Origin of the sequence: Pseudomonas sp. Pseusp3, assembly GCF_047304225.1 — a bacterium.
Taxonomy (GTDB): Bacteria; Pseudomonadota; Gammaproteobacteria; order Pseudomonadales; family Pseudomonadaceae; genus Aquipseudomonas; species Aquipseudomonas fluorescens_CD.
Map to the genome: position 1 here is coordinate 12,159 of NZ_JBGLYV010000046.1, position 21,879 is coordinate 34,037.

Below are 21,879 nucleotides of genomic sequence, written 5' to 3' on the forward strand. Positions count from 1 at the left end.
TCGGCTATACCTGCTCTTGCGCGGCACAATTCGAGTGATGCGCTACGTATGTGATGCCATTTCTCGCGCAGGGATTGCGCGAGCCACAGCACGCCACGGAGGGAGATGTCATGCGGCAACACGGCTTCAGCCTGATCGAACTGCTCATGGGACTGGCAATTACAGGAATTGTTCTGCAACTGGTCAGTCCGGCGTTCGCAACGCTGATCGAGTCAAACCAGAGAGAGCAAGCGGCACAGGCTCTTTTCAGCGGTATTCGCACCGCCCGAACCGAAGCCATCGTCCGCAACCAGGCCGTGGTGATTCACGGCATCAATGGCGACTGGAGCCAGGGCTGGCGGATCATTCTGGATATCAGCGGCAAGGGGGATATGGACAGCGCCAACCCACTGTTGGCCGAACGCCAGAGCGGCGCACGCGTGCCGATTGTGGGGAACGGTCCGGTCGAAAGCTTTATACGATTCAGAGGTCAGGGTGAACCACTGTTTGGAGGGACATTACACGTTTGCAAAGTCCGCGAACCGGTGAGCCAGCATCAAGTGGTGTTGGCTCGGACCGGTCGCGTCAGCCTGCGCAGCGACAAGGCTGAGCAGGCATTATGCGAAGAAAGGAAGAAACTCAGAGCAACGAGCGAACGCGCAGTTCTTTAGGCATCGAGAACGTGATGTTCTCCTCGCGACCGGCCAGTTCATCGGCACCAGTGGCACCCCAGGCCTGCAACTGCTCGATCACTCCGCGCACCAGGACTTCCGGGGCGGAGGCGCCAGCGGTGATACCGATACGCTCGACACCGTCGAACCAGCTCTTTTGCAGGTCTTCGGCACCGTCGATCAGGTAGGCCGGAGTGGACATGCGTTCTGCCAATTCGCGCAGGCGATTGGAGTTGGAGCTGTTCGGGCTGCCGACCACCAGCACCACGTCGCACTCGTCGGCCAGTTGCTTGACCGCGTCCTGACGGTTTTGCGTGGCGTAGCAAATGTCGTCCTTGCGCGGTCCACCGATGGCTGGGAAGCGTAAACGCAGGGCGTCGATAACACGACTGGTGTCGTCCATCGACAAGGTTGTCTGGGTCACGAAGGCGAGCTTTTCAGGGTTGTTCACCTGCAACGCCGCGACATCTTTCTCGTCTTCGACCAGGTAGATCGCGCCGCCATTGCTGGCATCGTACTGGCCCATGGTGCCTTCGACTTCCGGGTGACCGGCGTGGCCGATGAGAATGCATTCACGACCGTCACGGCTGTAGCGCGCCACCTCGATGTGGACCTTGGTGACCAGCGGGCAGGTGGCGTCGAACACTTTCAGTCCACGGCCAGCCGCTTCGCTGCGCACGGCCTGGGACACGCCGTGGGCACTGAAGATCACGATGACGTCGTCCGGCACCTGATCCAGTTCTTCGACGAAAACTGCACCACGGGAGCGCAGGTCTTCGACGACAAATTTGTTGTGGACCACTTCATGGCGCACGTAGATCGGCGGCCCGAAGACTTCCAGGGCGCGGTTGACGATTTCGATCGCCCGGTCCACACCGGCGCAGAAGCCACGGGGATTGGCGAGTTTGATTTGCATGCTGAGCCTCGTGTCTTGCCCTGTAGGAGCGAGCTTGCTCGCGAAAAACTAAAGGACAACGCGTTCTTCCAGAAGAACGCGCATTCGTTAACGATCATCGCGAGCGAGCTCGCTCCTACAGAAAAGCAGTTACAACGCTTTGACGGAAATGATTTCCACATCAAAGGTGAGCGTCTTGCCCGCCAGCGGGTGGTTGAAGTCGACGGTCACTTGCGCATCGTCGAACTCTTTGACCACGCCCGGCAACTCGGTATTGGCCGCATCGTTGAAGATCACCAGCAAGCCAGGCGACAGCTCCATGTCCTGGAACTGCGAGCGCGGGATGACCTGCACGTTTTGCGGGTTAGGCTGGCCGAAAGCGTTTTCCGGCTCGATGCTCAGTGTACGCTTGTCACCGGCCTTGAAACCGAACAGAGCTACTTCGAAACCTGGCAACAGGTTGCCGTCACCGACCTTGAAGGTCGCCGGGGCTTTGTCGAAGGTGCTGTCCACCGTGTCGCCGTTCTCCAGGCGCAATGCGAAATGCAAGGTGACTTCCGTGTTCTGGCCGATGCGTTGCTCAGCCAATACCTGTTCAGTCATGAACGGTTTCTCCGGTCTTTTTACTTTTGAACATATCCAGTGCCAGCATGACAGCGCCTACAGTGATAGCACTGTCGGCAAAGTTGAACGCCGGGAAATACCAGCGGTTCTGCCAATGCACCAGAATGAAATCGATCACATGGCCCAGGGCAATGCGGTCATACAGATTGCCCAGCGCGCCGCCGAGCACCAGTGCCAGCGCAACCGCCAGCCAGGTCTCGTTACGCCCCAGACGCTTGAGCCACACCACCAGCACCGCACTGACCACGACAGCGATCAACGCGAACAGCCAGCGCTGCCAGCCGGAGCTGTCAGCCAGGAAGCTGAACGCCGCGCCAGTGTTGTAGGCCAGGGTCCAGCTGAAGTAATCGGGGATGATTACGATCTGCTGGTACATCTGGAGCTTGCCTTCGAAGTAGAACTTGCTGGCCTGGTCGATGACCAGGACCAGCAAACTCAACCAGAGCCAGCTCAGCCGTCCGAAACGGCCAACGGCATTAGGCATAGTGACGGACCTCGCCAGCGCCGCTGATGTTATCCACGCAACGGCCGCAGATTTCCGGATGCTCCGGGTTCACGCCGACGTCTTCGCGGCAGTGCCAGCAACGGGCGCACTTGGCGTGGCTCGACTTGACGATCTTCAGCTTCAGGCCGCTGACTTCAGTGACCACGGCATCGGCCGGTGCCTGCACCAATGGTGCAACGCTGGCGGTCGAAGTGATCAGCACGAAGCGCAGTTCGTTGCTGAGTTTGGCCAGGTCGGCGGTCAGCGCGTCTTCGGCGAACAGCGTCACTTCGGCTTGCAGGTTGCCACCGACAGCCTTGGCCGCACGCTGGATTTCCATTTCCTTGTTGACCGCGACCTTGACCGCCATGATCCGGTCCCAGTACGCGCGATCCAGCTCGAAGCCTTCCGGCAGTTCGCTCAGGCCTTCGTACCAGGTGTTGAGCATGACGGACTCGTTACGCTCGCCCGGCAGGTACTGCCACAGTTCGTCGGCGGTGAACGCCAGGATCGGCGCGATCCAGCGCACCAGCGCTTCGGAGATGTGGAACAGCGCGGTCTGGCACGAACGGCGGGCCTTGCTGTCGGCGCCAGTGGTGTACTGGCGATCCTTGATGATGTCGAGATAGAAGCCGCCCAGCTCCTGCACGCAGAAGTTGTGGATCTTCGAGTACACGTTCCAGAAGCGGTATTCGCCGTAGTGCTCTTGCAGCTCGCGTTGCAGCAGCAGGGTACGGTCCACGGCCCAACGGTCCAGTGCCAGCATTTCTTCGGCCGGCAGCAGGTCGGTGGCCGGGTTGAAGCCGGTCAGGTTCGAAAGCAGGAAGCGCGCGGTGTTACGGATACGCCGGTAGGCGTCCGCACTGCGCTGCAGGATCTGCTCGGAAACCGCCATTTCACCCGAGTAATCGGTCGAGGCGACCCACAGACGCATGATGTCGGCGCCCAGGGTGTCGTTGACTTTCTGCGGCGCGATCACGTTGCCCAGGGACTTGGACATCTTGCGGCCGGACTCGTCGACGGTGAAGCCGTGAGTCAGCAGTTCGCGATACGGTGCGTGGTTGTCGATGGCGCAACCGGTCAGCAGCGACGAGTGGAACCAGCCACGGTGCTGGTCCGAGCCTTCCAGGTACAGGTCGGCGCGCGGACCGGTTTCGTGGCCCATCGGGTGCGAACCGCGCAGGACGTGCCAGTGGGTGGTCCCCGAGTCGAACCAGACGTCCAGGGTGTCGCTGATCTTGTCGTACTGCGGTGCTTCATCGCCCAGCAGTTCGGCGACATCCAGCTTGAACCAGGCTTCGATGCCTTCGACTTCAACGCGCTTGGCAACTTCTTCCATCAGCTCGACGGTGCGTGGGTGCAGTTCGCCGCTTTCCTTGTTCAGGAAGAACGGGATCGGCACGCCCCAGTTGCGCTGACGGGAAATGCACCAGTCCGGACGGTTGGCGATCATCGAGTGCAGGCGCGCCTGGCCCCAGGCCGGAACGAACTTGGTTTCCTCGATGGCTTTGAGCGAACGTACACGCAGGGTGTCGCCGCTGACTGGCTCTTTGTCCATGCCAATGAACCACTGCGCGGTGGCGCGGTAGATCAGCGGGGTCTTGTGGCGCCAGCAGTGCATGTAGCTGTGTTCGATGACGGTGGTGTGCAGCAGCGCACCGACTTCGGTCAGTTTGTCGACGATGGCCGGGTTGGCCTTCCAGATGAACTGGCCGCCGAAGAACTCCAGCGACGGTACGTAAACGCCGTTGCTTTGTACCGGGTTGAGGATGTCATCGTTGACCATGCCGTATTTCTTGCAGGTCACGAAGTCGTCCACGCCGTAGGCCGGAGAGGAGTGAACCACACCGGTGCCGGCGCCCAGTTCAACGTAGTCGGCCAGGTATACCGGCGACAGGCGGTCGTAGAACGGGTGACGGAAGTTGATCAGTTCCAGCGCCGAACCGTTGGCGGTAGCGATCACCGAGCCTTCCAGCGAATAGCGCGCCAGACACGACTCGACCAGCTCTTCAGCCAACACCAGCAGCTTGTCGCCAACGTCGACCAGGGCGTAGTTGAACTCCGGGTGAACGTTCAGCGCCTGGTTGGCCGGAATGGTCCACGGGGTGGTGGTCCAGATCACGATCGAAGCAGGCTTGGCCAGCGATGGCAGGCCGAACGCGGCCGCGAGCTTGGCTTCATCGACAATCGGGAACGCCACGTCAATGGTCGAGGACTTCTTGTTCTCGTACTCGACTTCCGCTTCGGCCAGGGCCGAACCGCAGTCGAAGCACCAGTTCACAGGCTTCAAGCCCTTGAACACGAAGCCACCCTTGACGATCTCGGCCAAGGCGCGGATTTCGCCGGCCTCGTTCTTGAAGTCCATGGTCTTGTACGGGTTGGCGAAGTCGCCCAACACGCCCAGACGGATGAATTCGGATTTCTGGCCTTCGATCTGCTCGGTGGCGTACGCGCGGCACAGTTCGCGGGTCTTGTCCGCGCCCAGGTTCTTGCCGTGGGTCACTTCGACCTTGTGCTCGATCGGCAGGCCGTGGCAGTCCCAGCCCGGAACATAAGGCGCGTCGAAGCCCGACAGGGTCTTCGAGCGGATGATCATGTCCTTGAGAATCTTGTTCAGCGCATGACCGATGTGAATCGTGCCGTTGGCGTACGGAGGACCGTCGTGCAGGACGAACTTCGGACGATCCTTGCCAATCTCGCGCAACTTTCCGTACAGGCCAATGCTGTCCCAGCGCTGCAGAATCTGCGGTTCGCGCTGAGGCAGGCCGGCCTTCATTGGGAAGGCGGTGTCCGGAAGGTTTAGCGTGGCTTTATAGTCGGTCATTTAAGGCTCTTCATTAGCGATGGGCGCTAGGTGCGGCTAGTGCACGGGCGGCGGCGACATCCGCGTTGATCGCCGTTTTCAGCGCCTCCAGAGAGGCGAAACGCTGCTCTTCACGCAGCTTGTGGTGGAAAACCACCGTTAAACGCCGGTCATACAGATCGCCGGCAAAATCTAAAAGATGCACTTCCAGGTGGGCTTTGCCATCACCTTGAACCGTGGGCCGCACGCCGATATTGGCGACGCCGGGCCAGGTCTTGCCGTCGATCTCGATATCCACCTGGTAAACCCCGGTGAACGGCACGCGACGACGCTTGAGTTGTATGTTGGCGGTGGGCGTACCCAACTGCCGAGCGAGCTTCTGGCCATGCAATACGCGACCGGCGATCCGGTACGGCCGCCCAAGCAAGCGTTCGGCCAATGCGAAATCCGCGGCGGCCAGGGCATTGCGCACCTGCGTGCTGCTGACCCGGATGCCATCGAGTTCGACGGTTTGCGCCGCTTCGACGGTAAACCCCTGAAGGATGCCAGCCTGTTGCAGGAAATCGAAATCCCCCGCGCGGTCACAGCCGAAACGGAAGTCATCACCGACCTCCAGGTGCTGGACGCCAAGGCCATCCACCAGAATGGTATCGACGAACTCGCTGGCGCTGAGCTTGCTCAGGCGCTGGTTGAAAGCCAGGCACAGAACACGGTCGACGCCTTCGGCAGCCAACAATTGCAGCTTGTCCCGCAGACGGGCCAAACGGGCCGGCGCAGTCTCCGGAGCAAAGAACTCTCGCGGTTGCGGCTCGAAAATCACCACGCAACTGGGCACGCCCAACTCGAGCGCACGCTCACGCAGGCGCGCCAGGATAGCCTGGTGGCCACGGTGTACACCGTCAAAGTTGCCAATAGTGGCGACACAGCCCCGATGCTGGGGGCGCAGATTTTGGAGGCCTCGAACCAGCTGCATAACGCGCTTCTTGCTCATAAAGTGGTCGATTATAACCACACCCGGCGGCCGACGACAGGCAACACCGTAACCCAAAGTGATCGAGCCGACAAAACCGCCGGCTCGCCCGTGTTTATCGAGGCCAGAACCTCAGCCCAGCGCCTTGCGATTGAAGTCGCGCAAACGGAAGCCCATCAACACTAACATGCCGAAATAAGCCACCACACCCGCCGCCACCAACGCCCCCAGACGCAAGAAGCGCTCGAGCATATGCCCTTGATCCCAGGCCGGCATGAAATGCATCACCCCCAACAGTACCGCGGACATCACTGCCACCGCGACCACCAGCTTGAGCGCGAACTTCGCCCAGCCCGGCTGCGGCTGGTACATCTGCTGCTTGCGCAGTTGATAGAACAGCAATCCGGCATTGAGGCAGGCACCGGCGCTGATCGCCAAGGCCAGGCCCGCGTGAGCCAGCGGTCCGATCAGCATCAAGTTGAACAGCTGGGTCACCACCAGGGTGAAAATCGCAATTTTTACCGGTGTACGGATGTTTTGTTGCGCATAAAAGCCCGGCGCCAGCACTTTGATCACGATAATCCCGAGCAAACCGACGGAATAGGCGATCAACGCGCGCTGGGTCATGGCCGCATCATGGGCATCGAACTGACCGTACTGGAACAGCGAAACCGTCAACGGCTCGGCCAGAATCCCCAGCGCCAGGGCGCAAGGCAATACCAGCACGAAGCACAGACGCAGGCCCCAATCGAGGATGCGCGAGTATTCGTGACGATCCTTGTTGGCGTAGGTCTTGGCCAGGGTCGGCAACAGAATCGTCCCCAGCGCCACGCCCAGCACGCCGGACGGCAGCTCCATCAATCGGTCGGCGTAATACATCCAGGACACGGAACCTGCGACCAGGAACGAAGCGAAGATGGTGTTGATGATCAGCGAAATCTGGCTCACCGAGACACCGAGGATTGCCGGCAGCATTTGTTTCATCACCCGCCAGACCCCCGTGTCGCGCAGGTTCAGGCGCGGCAGCACCAGCATGCCGATCTTTTTCAGATGCGGCAGTTGATAGAGCAACTGCGCCAGGCCGCCGACCAGTACCGCCCAGCCAAGCGCCATCACGGGCGGATCGAAGTACGGCGTCAAAAACACCGAAAAAATGATCATGCTGACGTTCAGCAGGGTCGGCACGAAGGCTGGCACCGAAAAGCGGTTCCAGGTATTGAGGATTGCACCGGCCAGCGACGACAGGGAAATCAGCAGAATGTATGGAAAGGTCACCCGCAACAGACTGGAGGTCAGTTCGAATTTTTCCGGGGTGTTGGTGAAACCCGGCGCGGTCACCCAGATGACCCACGGCGCAGCGATCATGCCCAATACCGTGACCAGCGCCAGCACCAGCGTCAGCAGGCCCGAGACATAAGCGATGAAGGTTCGCGTCGCCTCTTCGCCCTTCTGGCTTTTGTATTCTGCAAGAATCGGCACGAACGCTTGGGAAAACGCCCCTTCGGCAAAGATCCGCCGCAGCAGATTGGGCAATTTGAAGGCGATAAAGAAGGCGTCAGTCGCCATTCCCGCGCCAAATGCGCGTGCGATGAGGGTGTCTCGAACAAACCCCAAAATCCGGGAAAGCATCGTGATAGAGCTGACGGCGGCCAACGATTTGAGCAGATTCATGGAAAGAGTTTGTGCCTGTCGATAAACAGCAGGCGAACTACGCGCCCACTTATGCGATACTCCGCGCCGCAACAGCACAGAGCCAAAGCTCGCGAGTTTACAGGTCAAGCGCCGGAAATAAATATCCCGCCTCTTTAGATCGACCACTCAGCGGAACGCATCAACCGCCCTTGACAACACATCAACTCATCGGCATGATTCGCGGCCTATTTTGTTTGCTATTTCCTAAAAAGTCTTTCGAGGAGCTCGACGGTGGCCAACTCACCTTCCGCCAAAAAACGTGCAAAACAGGCTGAGAAGCGTCGCAGCCACAACGCCAGCCTGCGTTCCATGGTTCGTACCTACATCAAGAATGTAGTTAAGGCCATCGACGCAAAAGACGCTGCCAAAGCTCAAGCCGCTTACGTTCTGGCTGTGCCAGTTATCGACCGTATGGCCGATAAAGGCATCATCCACAAGAACAAGGCCGCTCGTCATAAGAGCCGCCTGAATGGCCACGTCAAGGCCCTGAACGTTGCCGCTGCTGCCTAAGCGACCCGCTCATTAAAAAACCGACCTCAGGGTCGGTTTTTTATTGCCTGCGATTTGTAGGAGCGAGCTTGCTCGCGAATGTCGTCAACGATAAAGCGCGTCTCCCGAAGAAACGCGGCGTCATGGAGATCTTCGCGAGCAAGCTCGCTCCTACACTGGCGATCTTCGTAGCTTTACTGAGCGTTCGCCCACGGCAAGATCGGAATCGCCGTCACCGCATTCTGCGGACTACCCTCGATCAAGCGATCGCTATACACCAGGTACACCAGCGTATTGCGCTTCTTGTCGAGAAAGCGCACCACCTGCATGGTCTTGAACACCAGGGACGTACGCTCCTTGAACACCTCGTCGCCATCCTTGAGCTCACCCTTGAAGCTGATAGGCCCGACCTGGCGGCAAGCGATGGACGCTTCGGCACGATCCTCGGCCAACCCCAGACCACCCTTCACACCACCCGTCTTGGCGCGCGACAGGTAGCAGGTCACACCGTCGACCTTGGGATCGTCAAAGGCCTCGACCACAATCCGGTCATTTGGCCCAACGAACTTGAACACCGTCGACACCTGACCGATCTCTTCAGCCGAAGCCAGCAGCGGCATCGCCAGCAACAGCCCCAACAATCCTTTTGCCACACGCATTCAGGTATTCCTTCAGACCAGAATCAGGTTATCGCGGTGAACCAGCTCCGGTTCCGCCATGTAACCCAACAGACCGACAATCGCATCGGACGACTGACCGATGATTTTTTGCGCTTCCAGCGCACTGTAGTTGGCCAGGCCACGGGCAATCTCGCGACCGTCCGGCGCCACGCAGACCACCATCTCACCACGACGGAAGCTGCCCTGCACCAACTTGACCCCAACTGGCAGCAAGCTTTTGTTGCCCTGGGACAACGCGGTCACGGCACCGGCATCCAGCACCAGGGTGCCACGGGTTTGCAGATGACCAGCCAGCCACTGCTTGCGCGCCGCCAGCATGCCACGCTCCGGCGAGAGCAGAGTGCCGATGCGCTCGCCCGCCTTGAGGCGATCCAGTACGCGCTCAAGCCGCCCACCGACGATGATGGTGTGAGCACCGGAACGCGCCGCCAGACGCGCAGCGCGCAACTTGGTCTGCATGCCGCCACGCCCCAGCGCCCCACCCGTACCGCCAGCCACCGCATCAAGCGCCGGATCATCGGCACGCGCCTCGTAAATCAGCTGGGCATCCGGATTGTTGCGCGGATCAGCGTCGAACATGCCGTCGCGATCCGTCAGAATCACCAGCAAATCCGCCTCGACCAGATTCGCCACCAGTGCCGCCAGGGTATCGTTGTCGCCAAAACGGATTTCGTCGGTGACTACAGTGTCGTTCTCGTTGATCACCGGAATGACTTTGAGCTCGACCAGCGCACGCAAGGTACTGCGGGCATTCAGGTAGCGCTTGCGGTCGGACAGGTCGTCATGGGTCAGGAGAATCTGCGCGGTATGCCGGCCATGCTTGGCAAAGCTCGACTCCCAGGCCTGCACCAGCCCCATCTGGCCGATTGCAGCAGCGGCCTGAAGCTCGTGCATCGCACTGGGTCGCGAGGTCCAGCCCAAACGGCTCATACCGGCCGCCACCGCCCCGGAGGACACCAGCACCAGCTCGACACCCGCCTCATGCAAGGCCACCATCTGCTCAACCCAGACACCCATTGCCGCGCGATCCAGGCCCTTGCCGTCCGCCGTCAGCAAAGCGCTGCCGATCTTCACGACCCAACGCTGCGCACCTGTCACCTTGCTCCGCATCATCTTCAACCTTAGCTTGAGGGCAGCACGACCTAGCACTGCCCGTGACATTATTCGTGGTTATTCGTGACCAACGATCGATTTCCAGATACCAAAACGCCGCTCGATTGAGCGGCGCTTAAGTTTATCGCAACGAATCAGTCACGCACGTAAATGATTTCCGGACCGTCTTCGTCATCCACATCTTCTTCGTCCCAATCATCGTCGCCGATGTCGTGGACCGACTTCACGCCGCTGCGACGCAGGGCACGCTGGTCGTCCAGCGCCTGCAACTGGGCACGGGCTTCATCTTCGATGCGCTGATCGAGCTCGGCCAACTCTTCCTTGTAGGCCGGATCGTTAGCCAGGCGATCGGCGCGATCTTCCAGGTAACGCATGATGTCGTGGCACAGGCGCTCGGTGTTCTGCTTGGCAATGGCCGAGATCACGTAGACCGGACCGGTCCACTCCAGGCGATCGACGATTTCCTTGACGCGAGCATCGTGCTCTTCATCAAGAATCTGGTCGCACTTGTTCAGGATCAGCCAGCGATCACGCTCCGCCAGGGACGGGCTGAACTTGGTCAACTCACTGACGATGACTTCTGCGGCGTCCGGGGCACTGGTTTCATCCAGCGGCGCCATGTCGACGAGGTGCAACAGCAGACGAGTACGCGACAAGTGCTTGAGGAAGCGAATCCCCAGGCCCGCGCCGTCGGAAGCACCTTCGATCAGGCCCGGAATGTCCGCGACCACGAAGCTCTTCCAGCGATCGACACTGACCACACCCAGGTTCGGCACCAGCGTGGTGAACGGGTAGTCGGCGACTTTCGGCTTGGCGGCCGATACCGAACGGATAAAGGTACTTTTACCGGCGTTCGGCAAGCCCAGCAGACCGACGTCCGCGAGCACTTTCATTTCCAGCTTCAGGTCACGCTGCTCGCCCGGCTTGCCTGGCGTAGTCTGACGCGGAGCACGGTTGGTACTGGATTTGAAACGGGTGTTGCCCAGGCCGTGCCAGCCGCCGTGTGCCACCAGCAGTTTCTGGCCAGCCTTGGTCAGGTCGCCGATCACTTCCTGAGTGGCAGAGTCGATCACCGTGGTACCAACCGGTACACGCAGGATCAGGTCCTCGCCCTTCTTGCCGGTGCAGTCGGTGCTGCCGCCGTTGGAGCCACGCTCGGCATCGAAGTGCCGGGTGTAACGGTAGTCCACCAGGGTATTGAGGTTTTCGTCGGCCATCATGTAGATGGAACCGCCATCACCACCATCACCACCGTTAGGACCGCCGTTTTCGATGAATTTTTCGCGACGGAAACTCATGCAGCCATTGCCGCCATCACCGGCCTTTACTCGAATCGATACTTCATCAACAAACTTCATAACAAACGCCTCTCGCCATACGGACGAGCCGAAAAACAATCAAGACATAAGACTCTTGCAAAAATGAGCGCAGCGACCCCAAACCACGACACCTACATCGTACGCCGACAGCCCATGCAAACAGCTTTGCAAGAGACTCACCCCACAAACGAAAAAGCCCCGTCGCGAGACAGGGCTTTTCCAGCGATCGCGCAATTAAGCTGCGACTACGCTCACGTAACGACGACCGAAGGCGCCTTTTACTTCGAACTTGATCACGCCTTCGACTTTAGCGAAGAGGGTGTGATCTTTACCCATGCCAACGCCGTAGCCAGCGTGGAATTGGGTGCCGCGCTGACGCACGATGATGTTGCCTGCCTTGATAGCCTGGCCGCCATACATCTTCACGCCAAGGCGTTTGGCTTCTGAGTCGCGACCGTTACGGGTACTACCACCAGCTTTTTTGTGTGCCATGAGTTCAATTCTCCTAGTGAGGAATTAGGCTGAAATTAAGCCTGAATACCGGTGATTTTGATCTCGGTGTACCACTGGCGGTGGCCCATACGCTTCATGTGGTGCTTACGGCGACGGAACTTGATGATGCGGACTTTATCGTGACGACCTTGGGAGATCACTTCAGCCACAACGGTAGCGCCAGCAACAACTGGAGCGCCGATATTCACGTCGTCACCGTTGGCAACCAACAGAACGCGATCAAAGGTAACGGATTCGCCGGTAGCGACTTCCAGTTTTTCGATCTTCAGGTATTCACCTGGGGCGACTTTGTACTGCTTGCCGCCAGTAACGATTACTGCATAAGACATGGTATTTCTCCGATAATCCTGCTCACCCAGCTCTTTATAAGAAGAGGTATTGGCTGGCATGGCTGCATGGGGCTGGAGGCCCGCTTGCAATTGCGTAAGGCAGGTGCTGCCCAGGAAGTTCAGGGTGCGCGATTGTACGCAAGCCACGCTAGCCTTGCAAGAGGCCGTCCATCGCGCCTTGACACCTGCAGGCGTGGGTCCTAGCATGCCGCGCAACCCTTCTGGAGCGACTGTCGCTGATGCAACCCCAAGCCTTCTACCGCGCGGTCGCGGACGATTTTAGCGCCGTCGACGGCATCATCAAGAAGCAGCTGACTTCCCGAGTGCCGCTGGTATCGAAAATCGGCGATTACATTACCTCGGCCGGCGGCAAACGCCTGCGTCCTTTATTGGTGTTGCTGTGTGGCAAGGCTCTGGGCCGTGAAGGTGACGACCTGCGCCTGCTGGCCGCCACCATCGAGTTCCTGCACACCGCTACCCTGCTGCATGACGACGTGGTCGACATGTCCGGCATGCGCCGGGGACGCTCGACTGCCAACGCCATGTGGGGCAACGCGCCAAGCGTGCTGGTCGGTGATTTCCTGTATTCGCGCTCCTTCGAAATGATGGTCGAGCTGGGCTCCATGCCAGTGATGAAGATCCTTTCGCAAGCCACGCGCATCATCGCCGAAGGCGAAGTGTTGCAGCTGTCGAAGGTGCGTGACGCCAGCACCACCGAAGAAACCTACATGGAGGTCATCCGCGGCAAGACCGCGATGCTCTTCGAAGCCTCGACCCATAGTGCCGCCGCCCTGTGCGAAGCCACGCCGGAGCAGGCCGAAGCCCTGCGTACATTCGGCGATCACCTGGGAGTGGCCTTCCAACTGGTCGACGACCTGCTTGATTACAAAGGCGACGCCGAAACCCTGGGCAAGAACGTCGGTGACGATCTGGCCGAAGGCAAGCCGACCCTGCCGCTGATCTACACCATGCGTGAAGGTACGCCGGAGCAGGCCGCCCTGGTACGCAAAGCGATCCAGAAAGGCGGCATCGAAGACCTGGAAAGCATCCGCGAAGCCGTAGAAGCCTCGGGCTCGCTGGAGTACACCGCAAAACTGGCTCGCGACTACGTAGCCCGTGCGATCAAGTGCCTCGACGTGCTGCCAGCCAGCGAGTACCGCGATGCACTGGTCGAATTGAGTGAGTTCGCGGTCGCGCGCACGCACTAAAAGACATCTGTAGGAGCGAGCTTGCTCGCGATGGTCGCCAACGATGACACGGGAAACCTGGCATCCCGCTGCGATCTTGAGTCCATCGCGAGCAATCGAGCGTCGACCGGCTGCTCCTACAGGTTTTCCCGCACCGCCCCCTCTCCGCCTAAAACCCTATATAATGTGCGCTTTTTAGCGATCCTGAATCCAAGGAGCCTTAGTGAGCACGCTGCCACCCTGCCCAAAATGCAATTCCGAATACACCTATGAAGACGGCGCCCAGCTGATCTGCCCCGAGTGCGCCCACGAATGGTCCGCCAACGGTGAAGCCGAAGCGGCGTCCGATGACGCTGTGAAAAAGGATTCGGTCGGCAATGTCCTGCAGGACGGCGATACCATCACCGTGATCAAGGACCTCAAGGTCAAGGGTACGTCTTTGGTGGTCAAGGTCGGCACCAAGGTCAAGAACATCCGCCTGTGCGATGGCGATCACGACATCGATTGCAAGATCGACGGTATCGGCCCGATGAAACTCAAGTCCGAGTTCGTCAGAAAAGTCTGAACCTGCTGTCTCCATCCCGCGCCCGGCGCGGGATGGCGCCTCACCCTCCCCCGCTTCACCCAATAACCCCTCGCAATAGCCAAACGCCAGTCGTTTTGACCTGACGCAATCTTTACCCGGAAAAAGGCGCAAACCGCCAATAGGCCCTTGCTATTTTGCGAATAGGAATTATTCTCATAAAACCCTCAGTGGAGATGAGAAACATGACTTATTTGATCGATGCCTGGCTGGACCGCCCACATCCTTACCTCAGGATCCTGCATCGGGAAACCGGGGAAGTCTGTGCCGTACTGGAAGAGGAAGCCTTGAGCGAGCTGCAGGATCAGGGTGATCTGGATCTCAATGGTTTGAGTTCCAGCGAGCCGATGGTGCTCAAGGAAGTGGTGAGAAACCTGTTTCTGTTCTGCTATGCCCGGGCGTTGCGCCCGCACAGCGAACTGCACCACAAGATTGAAATATGAAAAACGCTACAAAACTTTGTAGGAGCGAGCTTGCTCGCGAAGAACTCGAAGACACCGCGTTCATTCAGGATGGTCGCGTTATCGTTTGCGCCCATCGCGAGCAAGCTCGCTCCTACAGGTAATCAGCGGGTCTTACAGAACGTCGAGCAGTTCGACGTCGAACACCAGTACGCTGTGCGGCGGGATGCTGCCAACGCCTTGAGCGCCGTAAGCCAGTTCGCTCGGCACATACAGGCGCCATTTGCTGCCGGCGTTCATCAGTTGCAGGGCTTCGGTCCAGCCGGCGATCACGCCACCGACCGGGAATTCTGCAGGCTGGCCACGCTCGTAGGAGCTGTCGAACACAGTGCCGTCGATCAGGGTGCCGTGGTAGTGAGTACGCACGGAGTCTTCACGGGATGGCTTGGCGCCTTCACCAGCGGTCAGGACTTCGAACTGCAGGCCGGAAGCCAGAGTGGTGATGCCTTCACGCTTGGCGTTTTCAGCCAGGAAAGCCAGGCCTTCGCCAGCAGCCGCTTCAGCCTTGGCTGCAGCTTCGGCCTGCATGATTTCGCGGATGACTTTGAAGCTGGCGGACATTTCTTCCTGACCCACACGGCTTGGCTTGCCGGCGAATGCGTCGGTCAGACCTGCCAGGATCGCGTCCAGGCTTACGCCCGGTGGCGGGTTGTCGCGCAGCTGGTCGCCCAGCTGACGGCCAATACCGTAGCTGACGCGGGTTTCGTCGGTGGACAGATTTACTTCGGACATGACACTGCTCCGCTGTGCGGACGGCTCGGGAACTTGCCATGCGTGCACAGCGCGTCCCGGAGCGCCCGGAACCAAAAGGGCCAGCAGACTAGCACAGATGTCACGTCATTGATGAGGGACCTCAGGCGATCGGCACCTTCAGGTTTTCCTCCACATCGGCAACCAGCCCGCACATCTCGTCATGCACGACCGTGTGCACAAGGTTGAAGTGCAACTTGGGAAAGGAGCGCAGCACATCACGGGCATGCTCCACTGAGCGCAACTGCATCGTGTGACCTGGCGCATCGTTCAAGGGATACGCCGCTCCGTGCATACGCGCCTCAAGCAAGTAAATGCCTCCCTCCATGGAGATCAGGTTCAGCTCATCGACCTTCCCGGCGACGGCATACGCATTCAACTCTTGCAGGTTCATGAGCGCACCTCACGCAGTAGCGAGCCTCTTTACAGGGATAGGCTTCGGCGCATCAAAGCACAAGCCACAAACGACGCCGCCCGTCTGTTTTGCAACAGACGGGCGGCGTGTTTCATGGGGCCGGCAATGGATCAGTGCTTGGTGACTTTATCCAGGTAACCCATGGCGAATGCCGAGACCACGAAGGTCATGTGGATGATCACATACCACTGCAGATGTTCAGGATCGACGTTCTTGGCGTCCATGAAGATGCGCAGCAGGTGAATGGACGAGATCGCCACGATCGACGCAGCCACCTTCATTTTCAGCGACGAAGAGTCCATGGTGCCCAGCCAGTTGAGCTTTTCCTTGCTATCGTCGATGTCCAGTTGCGAGACGAAGTTCTCGTAGCCGGAAATCATCACCATCACCAGCAATCCGCCCACCAGCGCCATGTCGATCAGCGACAGCAGCACCAGGATCAAATCCGACTCAGCCATCGAAAACACGTTCGGGATGACGTGGAAGACTTCCTGGAAGAATTTCAGCGCCAGCGCCAGCAACCCGAGGGACAGGCCGAAATAGATCGGCGCCAGCAGCCAGCGCGAGGCGTACATTGTATTTTCGATAAAGCGTTCCATTGAATCTCACACGTTGGATTGGAAATGGCCGCGAGTATACCAGCCGCCCGTCCATAGCCAGAAACCGTCGAAAAATCCGCCACCTGCGCCTGTGTATCAAGGTTTTTCTGCTAGTGTCCAAATCATTGACTGCTCAGTAATGTCGGACAGGAAGACTGGAAATGGGTGTGCGATTGCCTTTGACGAGTGCCGGTATTTGCCTGGTGCTGCTGCTAAGCGGCTGCTCACCCAGCGATGAAAAACGCCAGGTCAGCCTCGAAGAAAAAACCGCGCAGTTCGAAAAGTCGCTGGACGCCATCCAGGATCCGAAACTCAAGGACGCCGTGTCGGAGCTGGGCGGCTCACTGCTGCTGCTCGAGCGCGCACGACTCAAGCTCGACAGTAAACCGGTGGAAACCGAATACGGCGAAGACGCCCTCGCCATGCTCAAGCACTACCCGACCCCGCAGGCCCTGGTCGACACCTATATCAACGGGTTGTTCGTGTTGCAAAAGGACTCCGGTTCCGACTACCTGATCGATCTGCAACCGGTGTTCCCGTTCACGTTCAGCATTCCTGCCGCGTTTTTGTTTCCCCATGGCCTGGAATGGCAGTCGGTCACCCTGAGCAATAAACGGGTGATTCCATTCCAGCCGGAATGGTCGGAAACCGACCCCGGCATTCAACTCAGCCCATCGAGCTCCAACCTGACCAACCCCGATGACCTGACCGTGGCCTACCCCTTCATCGAAGGCCTCGACATCGACAGAAAGCAGCAACCGCAACCGGTGAGCCTGCAAGGCAAAGTCGAAGTCATCGCGCCACGCCGCCTCTACAGCTTCGACCTGACGAAAAAGGACGTGGGCCAGACTCGCACCAATGACAACCTGAGTGTCACCCTGCTCACATTGACGAACAACTACGCGGAAGTCGAATACAACAACAGCGCGCCGCTGGCTCCCGAAGTCAGTGAAACACCGCTGAAGCCGCTGATCGTTCAGGCCAGGGACAGCACCGGGCAATTCATCACGCGCGCCGGCTCAATCAACGAAACAGCGGTACAGATTGCCTTCTATCAGCAACAGCTGGCCAAGATGCAGCAGCAAAAGAGCTGGAGCGAGTCCCTGGAAAAACAGCTCGACGAAGAACAACGCAACTTTGAGAAACAGCAGACTCGACATTATTCGAAGGTGTACTTCAACGGGACCATCGAAACCCTCGAAGTCAGCATGCTGGATTTTTCTGCCGTCACCGTCACCCGAAAGGACCTCGACCTGCCGATTCGGCGCTTTGATGCCATTACCACGGACAAGACCATCCAGCCCTTGAACCTGTCCGTGGTGGTCTATGACGACCAGGCGGCGAGCTGGCTGAAAGGGGCAACGCTGACTGAGGATCAACTGAAAAAGAACGTCAGCATCAGTCAGTCGGTCGACGACCCCAGTGCTGCAAGAATCGAATTCACTCATCTGCGCAGCTTCAACGATGAACTGCTTGGCACATCGTTCAACCCCGGAGAAAGCCCGGTGAGCTTCTTCACCGAAGACGCTCGCGGCAATCGCGACGAGCCGATCGAACTGCCGCCTGAGGCGTACCAGGTCGATCCCCTGCGCGGCACCATCACTTACGATCTGAATCTGTTTCCGCAAACGCCGGCCTATGCAGTGGGCTCGATGCCGCTGTTCCTGGCCACGGTCGACAAAAAAACCGTGGATGCCCGTCAACTGCCCAAAGGCCTTGGACTCAAAGACAATGCGCTGGTGGTGGATCTGAAAGCATTTCCCGCCCAGGACTGGCGCTTTTTCGCCAAGGACGACAGCGGCAATTACTTGAAGGAGATTCTATCGGTCAGCCATGGCGCGAGCGCACAAGGTCCGGCGCAGTTTATCGTGCATTACTTCTACGGGCAGCCTGCGCGCCTGGAAACCTATCAGCGCACTGACCTCGCCACCGTGCAATATGGTTTCGAGGTCAAACTCGAAAAGGCCGACATGATGCGCCTTGATCAATAGTGCGACTCAGTGCTCGGGGTGAAACTCGAAACCGCCCATGTTTCGGCAGCGACCACCATTGATTTCCCGCAGTTGGGCTTGCAGGTGCAGGCACCAGATTTGCGGATCGTCGGCCAACTCGTAGCCGTGCAGGGTCAGGCTTTCAACGATGGTGTCGAGGATTGATTCAGCGACGACCGGCCCGTGAAACGGGCCTTGGGCCTTGATGGCCGAAGGTTGTTCGCCGGCCATTCCAGCGGCGAACAGCAGAGTCCACATGCCCGTATCTCCCGCCAATGGACGGATGGCACATTCGATACGGGTCACAAGGCCCAGGCATTGACGGGTGAGGCAGAGGTTGCGCGACATGGCGGCGACCCTCGGTAGATCCGGTATTCAGCCCCCTCGGGAAGGCTGTTTCGATCCTGTGATTACTCTCGATATCCCTGAGCAGAGAATAGAAGAAAAGTCTGGCTTACAGGCCACGCGAGACCGAAAGGCGCCGAATGGTCATAGCGTGAATATTGACGTCATTTCGACGACGCTTTTCCAGTTATTCACACAAGCAAATGTGGGAGCGGGTTTGCTCGCGAAAGCGGTCAATCAGCCAACATAAATGTTGAATGTTCCGACGCTTTCGTCGGAACGCCGCCCGGAGCAAGCCCGCTCCCACATGGGTTACTGCATCAAGCCGGCTTGGTTTCCGCCAAAGCCTCTTGCGCCAACTCCTTCTCGGCTTCTTTCAGATCATCTTCACTGATCATTTCCGCGATAACCCGCAGTCGCTCCACGACCCGCGCGTTCACGCTGCCTTCAGGGAATTCGCCATTCTCGTCCGGTTCGCCGGCCGGCTCGCCAACCAGCAAACTCAAGGCTTCGTCGGCCTGACGGACCGCATAGACATGGAACTGCCCCGCACGCACCGCCGCCAGCACCTTCTCGTCGAGCATCAGCGTGGCGACGTTGGCGTGAGGAATGATTGCCCCCTGCTCACCGGTCAACCCACGGGCTTCACACAGACGGAAGAAGCCCTCGATCTTCTCGTTGACTCCACCGACCGCCTGCACTTCGCCGAACTGGTTGATCGAACCGGTGATGGCAAAACACTGCTTGAGCGGGGTTTTCGACAAGGCCGAGATCAGGGTGCAGGCCTCGCCCAGGGAAGCACTGTCGCCATCGACATAACCGTAGGATTGCTCCAGGGCGATGCTCGCGGAGATTGCCAGCGGAAACTCTTGGGCGTAACGGCTGCCCAGATAACCGGTAAGGATCATCACGCCTTTGGAGTGGATCGGCTGGCCGAGGTTGACCTCGCGCTCGATGTCGACGATGCCGCTGCCGCCCGGGTACACCGTGGCGGAAATCCGCGCCGGTATACCAAAGGCCGAGTCGCCGACTTCCAGCACGGTCAAGCCATTGCACTTGCCGACCGCCGCACCAGCGGTATCGATCAGGATGATCCCGGCCAGCATGTCGTCGAGAATCCGCGCCGAAACCCGCCCGGTCCGCGTGGCCTTGGCCTTGAGCGCACGCTCGATATGTCCCGCGTCGGTCCTTTCATCGCCGGCCAGATGGCGGATGAAGTCCGCCTCGCTGACCAGTTGGAACAAGTCACCGATACGCGCTGACAAGCGCCCCTGGTGCTCCGCCAGACGGGCACTGTAAGTCGCCAGACGTGCCACTGCATCGGCGGTCAGCGGTGCCATGCCTTCTTCGGAAGTACGGGTTTTGAGCAACTGGGCGAACTGCTCCAGGCTCTCGTCGACCATCGGGATATCTTCGTCGAAATCCACCAGGACGCGGAACATCTCCTGGAAGTCCGGATCAAGGTCTTGCAGCGTGTAATACAGCTGACGGGCACCGATGATGATTACTTTGACCTGCAACGGGATGTGTTGCGGAGTCAGGGTCACGGTGGCCAGGCGGCCCAGCTCACCCAGCGGTGATTCCATTTTCAGCTTGCGCGATTGCAGGGCGCGTTTCAGCGCGTCCCACACGAACGGCTCGCTGAGCATCTTGTCCGCTTCAAGGATCAGGAACCCACCGTTGGCCCGGTGCAAGGCTCCCGGCCGCAGCTGGCGGTAAGTGGTATACAGCGCACCCTGGTCGGTGCTGTATTCGATACGACCGAAGAGGTTTTCGTAGGTCGGGTGCGGCTCGAACACCACGGGCGCACCGCCGCTGGCCGAGTGACCGACCACCAGACTTGGCGCGTATTGTTCCTCCAGCAACTTGCGGGCGACAGCGTCAGTCTTGCTGTCGTCCACCAGTTGCTCGACCACGGTCTTGAGCAAGTACACCTGCATGGCTTGCAGATAACCGCAAACCGCCGCGTTCTCGGCGTATTTCTCCGACAATGGCGACAACAATGGCTGCAAGGCCAGGGTGATGGTTTCTTCGTTCAGATGACGCAACTGGTTGCTCGACTCACGCTTCCATTGCGGCAGGCTGGCGAGCTCCTCGTTCAGGCGCTCCTCCAGAGCCGAAATATCCTCGTGAAAGCGCTCACGCTCGGCTTCCGGCAACTGGGCGAACTCAGCTTCGTCCAACGCTTTGCCGTCGCCCATCGGGGTGAAGGCGATATTGCTCGCGTCGCGGTACAGCGCGACGTCCTTTTCCAGCGCCAGACGCTCGATGACGTCCAGGGCCTTGTCGTAGCGCTGGTTGAAGGCGCGGTCGATGCTGCTTTTCTTCTGCTGGTAGGACGGATGCTCGAAGACTGCCGGAAACGTCGCCAGCAGGTTGTCGATCAAGCCGTTGATGTCACCGATGAAGGCACCGGCGGTGCCCGACGGCAGTTCCAGTGCGCGCGGCTCGCGAGGCTCATCGAAATTGTTGACGTAGACCCAGTCCGCCGGGGTCTGCAGGCGCTTGCCTTCGGCCTTGAGGTAGCGTTTGACGAACGAGAACCGGCCAGTGCCGGGCTCGCCCATGACGAATACGTTGTAACCGGGGCGTGGCATGGCCACACCGAACTGCAAGGCTTCGACCGCACGTTCCTGGCCAAGCACACCGCGAAAGGGCTCCAGATCATTGGTGGTAGAGAAGCTGAACTGTTCAGCGGAAAACGGACGGGTCAGCGCTTCGGGCGCTAGACGCAAGCTGGCAGCAACAGGATCAGGCATCGGGCTTCCTTAACAATCAGGCGGGGCAGATGGCAGCATTCTGGCGCCGCCCATGCCCGACTGGCAAGGAGCACCGCTGGCCGGAGCAGCGTCAATCCGCCAACCCCAGGCGGGCCGGGCTTTCGCCACCGTTTCCCATGAATGTTCTGCAAAAAATAACGGAACCTCGTGATCGTGCCTAAACTCCAGACTGCGCGGCTGGACTAATGACCGGCCCACTGGCACCAG

Annotated in this window: 22 protein-coding genes; 6 read left to right on the plus strand and 16 right to left on the minus strand. The window is 59.2% G+C overall.

What is annotated here, in order from left to right; all coding sequences use genetic code 11:
- Positions 1 to 110 precede the first annotated feature (110 nt).
- A complete protein-coding gene (locus ACCD00_RS16955; protein ID WP_413426273.1) occupies positions 111 to 650 on the plus strand; it encodes a GspH/FimT family pseudopilin in 540 nt (179 codons plus the stop codon).
- On the opposite strand, the gene ispH is transcribed toward ACCD00_RS16955, so the two are convergent.
- The 6 genes from ispH to murJ form a co-directional block, all read right to left on the minus strand.
- The gene (gene ispH, locus ACCD00_RS16960) at positions 619 to 1,566 is read right to left on the minus strand and encodes a 4-hydroxy-3-methylbut-2-enyl diphosphate reductase (protein WP_413426235.1); all 948 of its coding nucleotides are present in this window, start codon (positions 1,564 to 1,566) and stop codon (positions 619 to 621) included. The two genes, ACCD00_RS16955 and ispH, sit on opposite strands and share 32 nt — an antisense overlap.
- Positions 1,567 to 1,695: 129 nt before the next feature.
- Positions 1,696 to 2,133 (minus strand): FKBP-type peptidyl-prolyl cis-trans isomerase, encoded by a 438-nt coding sequence (gene fkpB, locus ACCD00_RS16965; RefSeq protein WP_413426275.1) that lies wholly within the window; start codon positions 2,131 to 2,133, stop codon positions 1,696 to 1,698.
- A gap of 7 nt (positions 2,134 to 2,140) precedes the next feature.
- The gene (gene lspA / locus ACCD00_RS16970) at positions 2,141 to 2,653 is read right to left on the minus strand and encodes a signal peptidase II (RefSeq protein ID WP_007970932.1); all 513 of its coding nucleotides are present in this window, start codon (positions 2,651 to 2,653) and stop codon (positions 2,141 to 2,143) included.
- Positions 2,646 to 5,477, minus strand: a complete 2,832-nt coding sequence (ileS, locus tag ACCD00_RS16975) for an isoleucine--tRNA ligase (RefSeq protein WP_413426237.1) — start codon at positions 5,475 to 5,477, stop codon at positions 2,646 to 2,648. The genes lspA and ileS overlap by 8 nt, the downstream gene beginning before the upstream one ends.
- 13 nt (positions 5,478 to 5,490) lie before the next feature.
- Positions 5,491 to 6,429, minus strand: a complete 939-nt coding sequence (gene ribF / locus ACCD00_RS16980) for a bifunctional riboflavin kinase/FAD synthetase (RefSeq protein ID WP_413426239.1) — start codon at positions 6,427 to 6,429, stop codon at positions 5,491 to 5,493.
- A gap of 129 nt (positions 6,430 to 6,558) precedes the next feature.
- A complete protein-coding gene (gene murJ / locus ACCD00_RS16985; protein ID WP_413426241.1) occupies positions 6,559 to 8,097 on the minus strand; it encodes a murein biosynthesis integral membrane protein MurJ in 1,539 nt (512 codons plus the stop codon).
- Positions 8,098 to 8,349: 252 nt separating this feature from the next.
- Here murJ and rpsT point away from each other — a divergent pair, with 252 nt between their 5' ends.
- A complete protein-coding gene (gene rpsT, locus ACCD00_RS16990) occupies positions 8,350 to 8,628 on the plus strand; it encodes a 30S ribosomal protein S20 (RefSeq protein ID WP_007970922.1) in 279 nt (92 codons plus the stop codon).
- A gap of 173 nt (positions 8,629 to 8,801) precedes the next feature.
- Here rpsT and ACCD00_RS16995 read toward each other — a convergent pair whose 3' ends face one another.
- From ACCD00_RS16995 to rplU, 5 genes are all read right to left on the minus strand, one after another.
- Positions 8,802 to 9,266: a CreA family protein gene (locus ACCD00_RS16995; RefSeq protein WP_413426243.1), complete on the minus strand. Its 465-nt coding sequence runs from the start codon at positions 9,264 to 9,266 to the stop codon at positions 8,802 to 8,804.
- Between the two features lie 12 nt (positions 9,267 to 9,278).
- Positions 9,279 to 10,397: a glutamate 5-kinase gene (proB, locus tag ACCD00_RS17000; RefSeq protein WP_413426277.1), complete on the minus strand. Its 1,119-nt coding sequence runs from the start codon at positions 10,395 to 10,397 to the stop codon at positions 9,279 to 9,281.
- 137 nt (positions 10,398 to 10,534) lie between these two features.
- Positions 10,535 to 11,758, minus strand: coding sequence for an Obg family GTPase CgtA (gene cgtA, locus ACCD00_RS17005; protein WP_007970919.1), 1,224 nt, complete (start codon positions 11,756 to 11,758; stop codon positions 10,535 to 10,537).
- A gap of 195 nt (positions 11,759 to 11,953) precedes the next feature.
- Positions 11,954 to 12,211, minus strand: a complete 258-nt coding sequence (gene rpmA, locus ACCD00_RS17010) for a 50S ribosomal protein L27 (protein WP_003281574.1) — start codon at positions 12,209 to 12,211, stop codon at positions 11,954 to 11,956.
- Between the two features lie 35 nt (positions 12,212 to 12,246).
- Complete coding sequence (rplU, locus tag ACCD00_RS17015) at positions 12,247 to 12,561, minus strand: 50S ribosomal protein L21 (protein ID WP_007950961.1); 315 nt, start codon at positions 12,559 to 12,561, stop codon at positions 12,247 to 12,249.
- Positions 12,562 to 12,800: 239 nt separating this feature from the next.
- On the opposite strand from rplU, the gene ACCD00_RS17020 reads away from it, so the two are divergent.
- From ACCD00_RS17020 to ACCD00_RS17030, 3 genes are all read left to right on the plus strand, one after another.
- Complete coding sequence (locus tag ACCD00_RS17020; RefSeq protein WP_413426247.1) at positions 12,801 to 13,769, plus strand: polyprenyl synthetase family protein; 969 nt, start codon at positions 12,801 to 12,803, stop codon at positions 13,767 to 13,769.
- Positions 13,770 to 13,971: 202 nt separating this feature from the next.
- Positions 13,972 to 14,313: a zinc ribbon domain-containing protein YjdM gene (locus ACCD00_RS17025; RefSeq protein ID WP_008022504.1), complete on the plus strand. Its 342-nt coding sequence runs from the start codon at positions 13,972 to 13,974 to the stop codon at positions 14,311 to 14,313.
- A gap of 203 nt (positions 14,314 to 14,516) precedes the next feature.
- Positions 14,517 to 14,774, plus strand: coding sequence for a hypothetical protein (locus ACCD00_RS17030; protein ID WP_413426249.1), 258 nt, complete (start codon positions 14,517 to 14,519; stop codon positions 14,772 to 14,774).
- A 132-nt stretch (positions 14,775 to 14,906) separates the two neighbouring features.
- Here ACCD00_RS17030 and ACCD00_RS17035 read toward each other — a convergent pair whose 3' ends face one another.
- The 3 genes from ACCD00_RS17035 to ACCD00_RS17045 all read right to left on the minus strand — a co-directional run bounded on the left by ACCD00_RS17035 (position 14,907) and on the right by ACCD00_RS17045 (position 16,556).
- Complete coding sequence (locus tag ACCD00_RS17035; RefSeq protein ID WP_008022510.1) at positions 14,907 to 15,524, minus strand: FKBP-type peptidyl-prolyl cis-trans isomerase; 618 nt, start codon at positions 15,522 to 15,524, stop codon at positions 14,907 to 14,909.
- 121 nt (positions 15,525 to 15,645) lie between these two features.
- Positions 15,646 to 15,936: a DUF6482 family protein gene (locus ACCD00_RS17040; RefSeq protein ID WP_413426251.1), complete on the minus strand. Its 291-nt coding sequence runs from the start codon at positions 15,934 to 15,936 to the stop codon at positions 15,646 to 15,648.
- Between the two features lie 131 nt (positions 15,937 to 16,067).
- Positions 16,068 to 16,556 (minus strand): TIGR00645 family protein, encoded by a 489-nt coding sequence (locus ACCD00_RS17045; RefSeq protein ID WP_007990463.1) that lies wholly within the window; start codon positions 16,554 to 16,556, stop codon positions 16,068 to 16,070.
- A gap of 161 nt (positions 16,557 to 16,717) precedes the next feature.
- On the opposite strand from ACCD00_RS17045, the gene ACCD00_RS17050 reads away from it, so the two are divergent.
- Complete coding sequence (locus tag ACCD00_RS17050; protein ID WP_413426254.1) at positions 16,718 to 18,547, plus strand: hypothetical protein; 1,830 nt, start codon at positions 16,718 to 16,720, stop codon at positions 18,545 to 18,547.
- A gap of 6 nt (positions 18,548 to 18,553) precedes the next feature.
- Here the strand turns inward: ACCD00_RS17050 and ACCD00_RS17055 are convergent, their stop codons facing one another.
- Together ACCD00_RS17055 and ACCD00_RS17060 are read right to left on the minus strand one after the other, a co-directional pair.
- The gene (locus ACCD00_RS17055; RefSeq protein WP_008022519.1) at positions 18,554 to 18,895 is read right to left on the minus strand and encodes a hypothetical protein; all 342 of its coding nucleotides are present in this window, start codon (positions 18,893 to 18,895) and stop codon (positions 18,554 to 18,556) included.
- Positions 18,896 to 19,212: 317 nt separating this feature from the next.
- Positions 19,213 to 21,651 (minus strand): Lon protease family protein, encoded by a 2,439-nt coding sequence (locus ACCD00_RS17060; RefSeq protein ID WP_413426256.1) that lies wholly within the window; start codon positions 21,649 to 21,651, stop codon positions 19,213 to 19,215.
- Between the last annotated feature and the right edge of the window lie 228 nt (positions 21,652 to 21,879).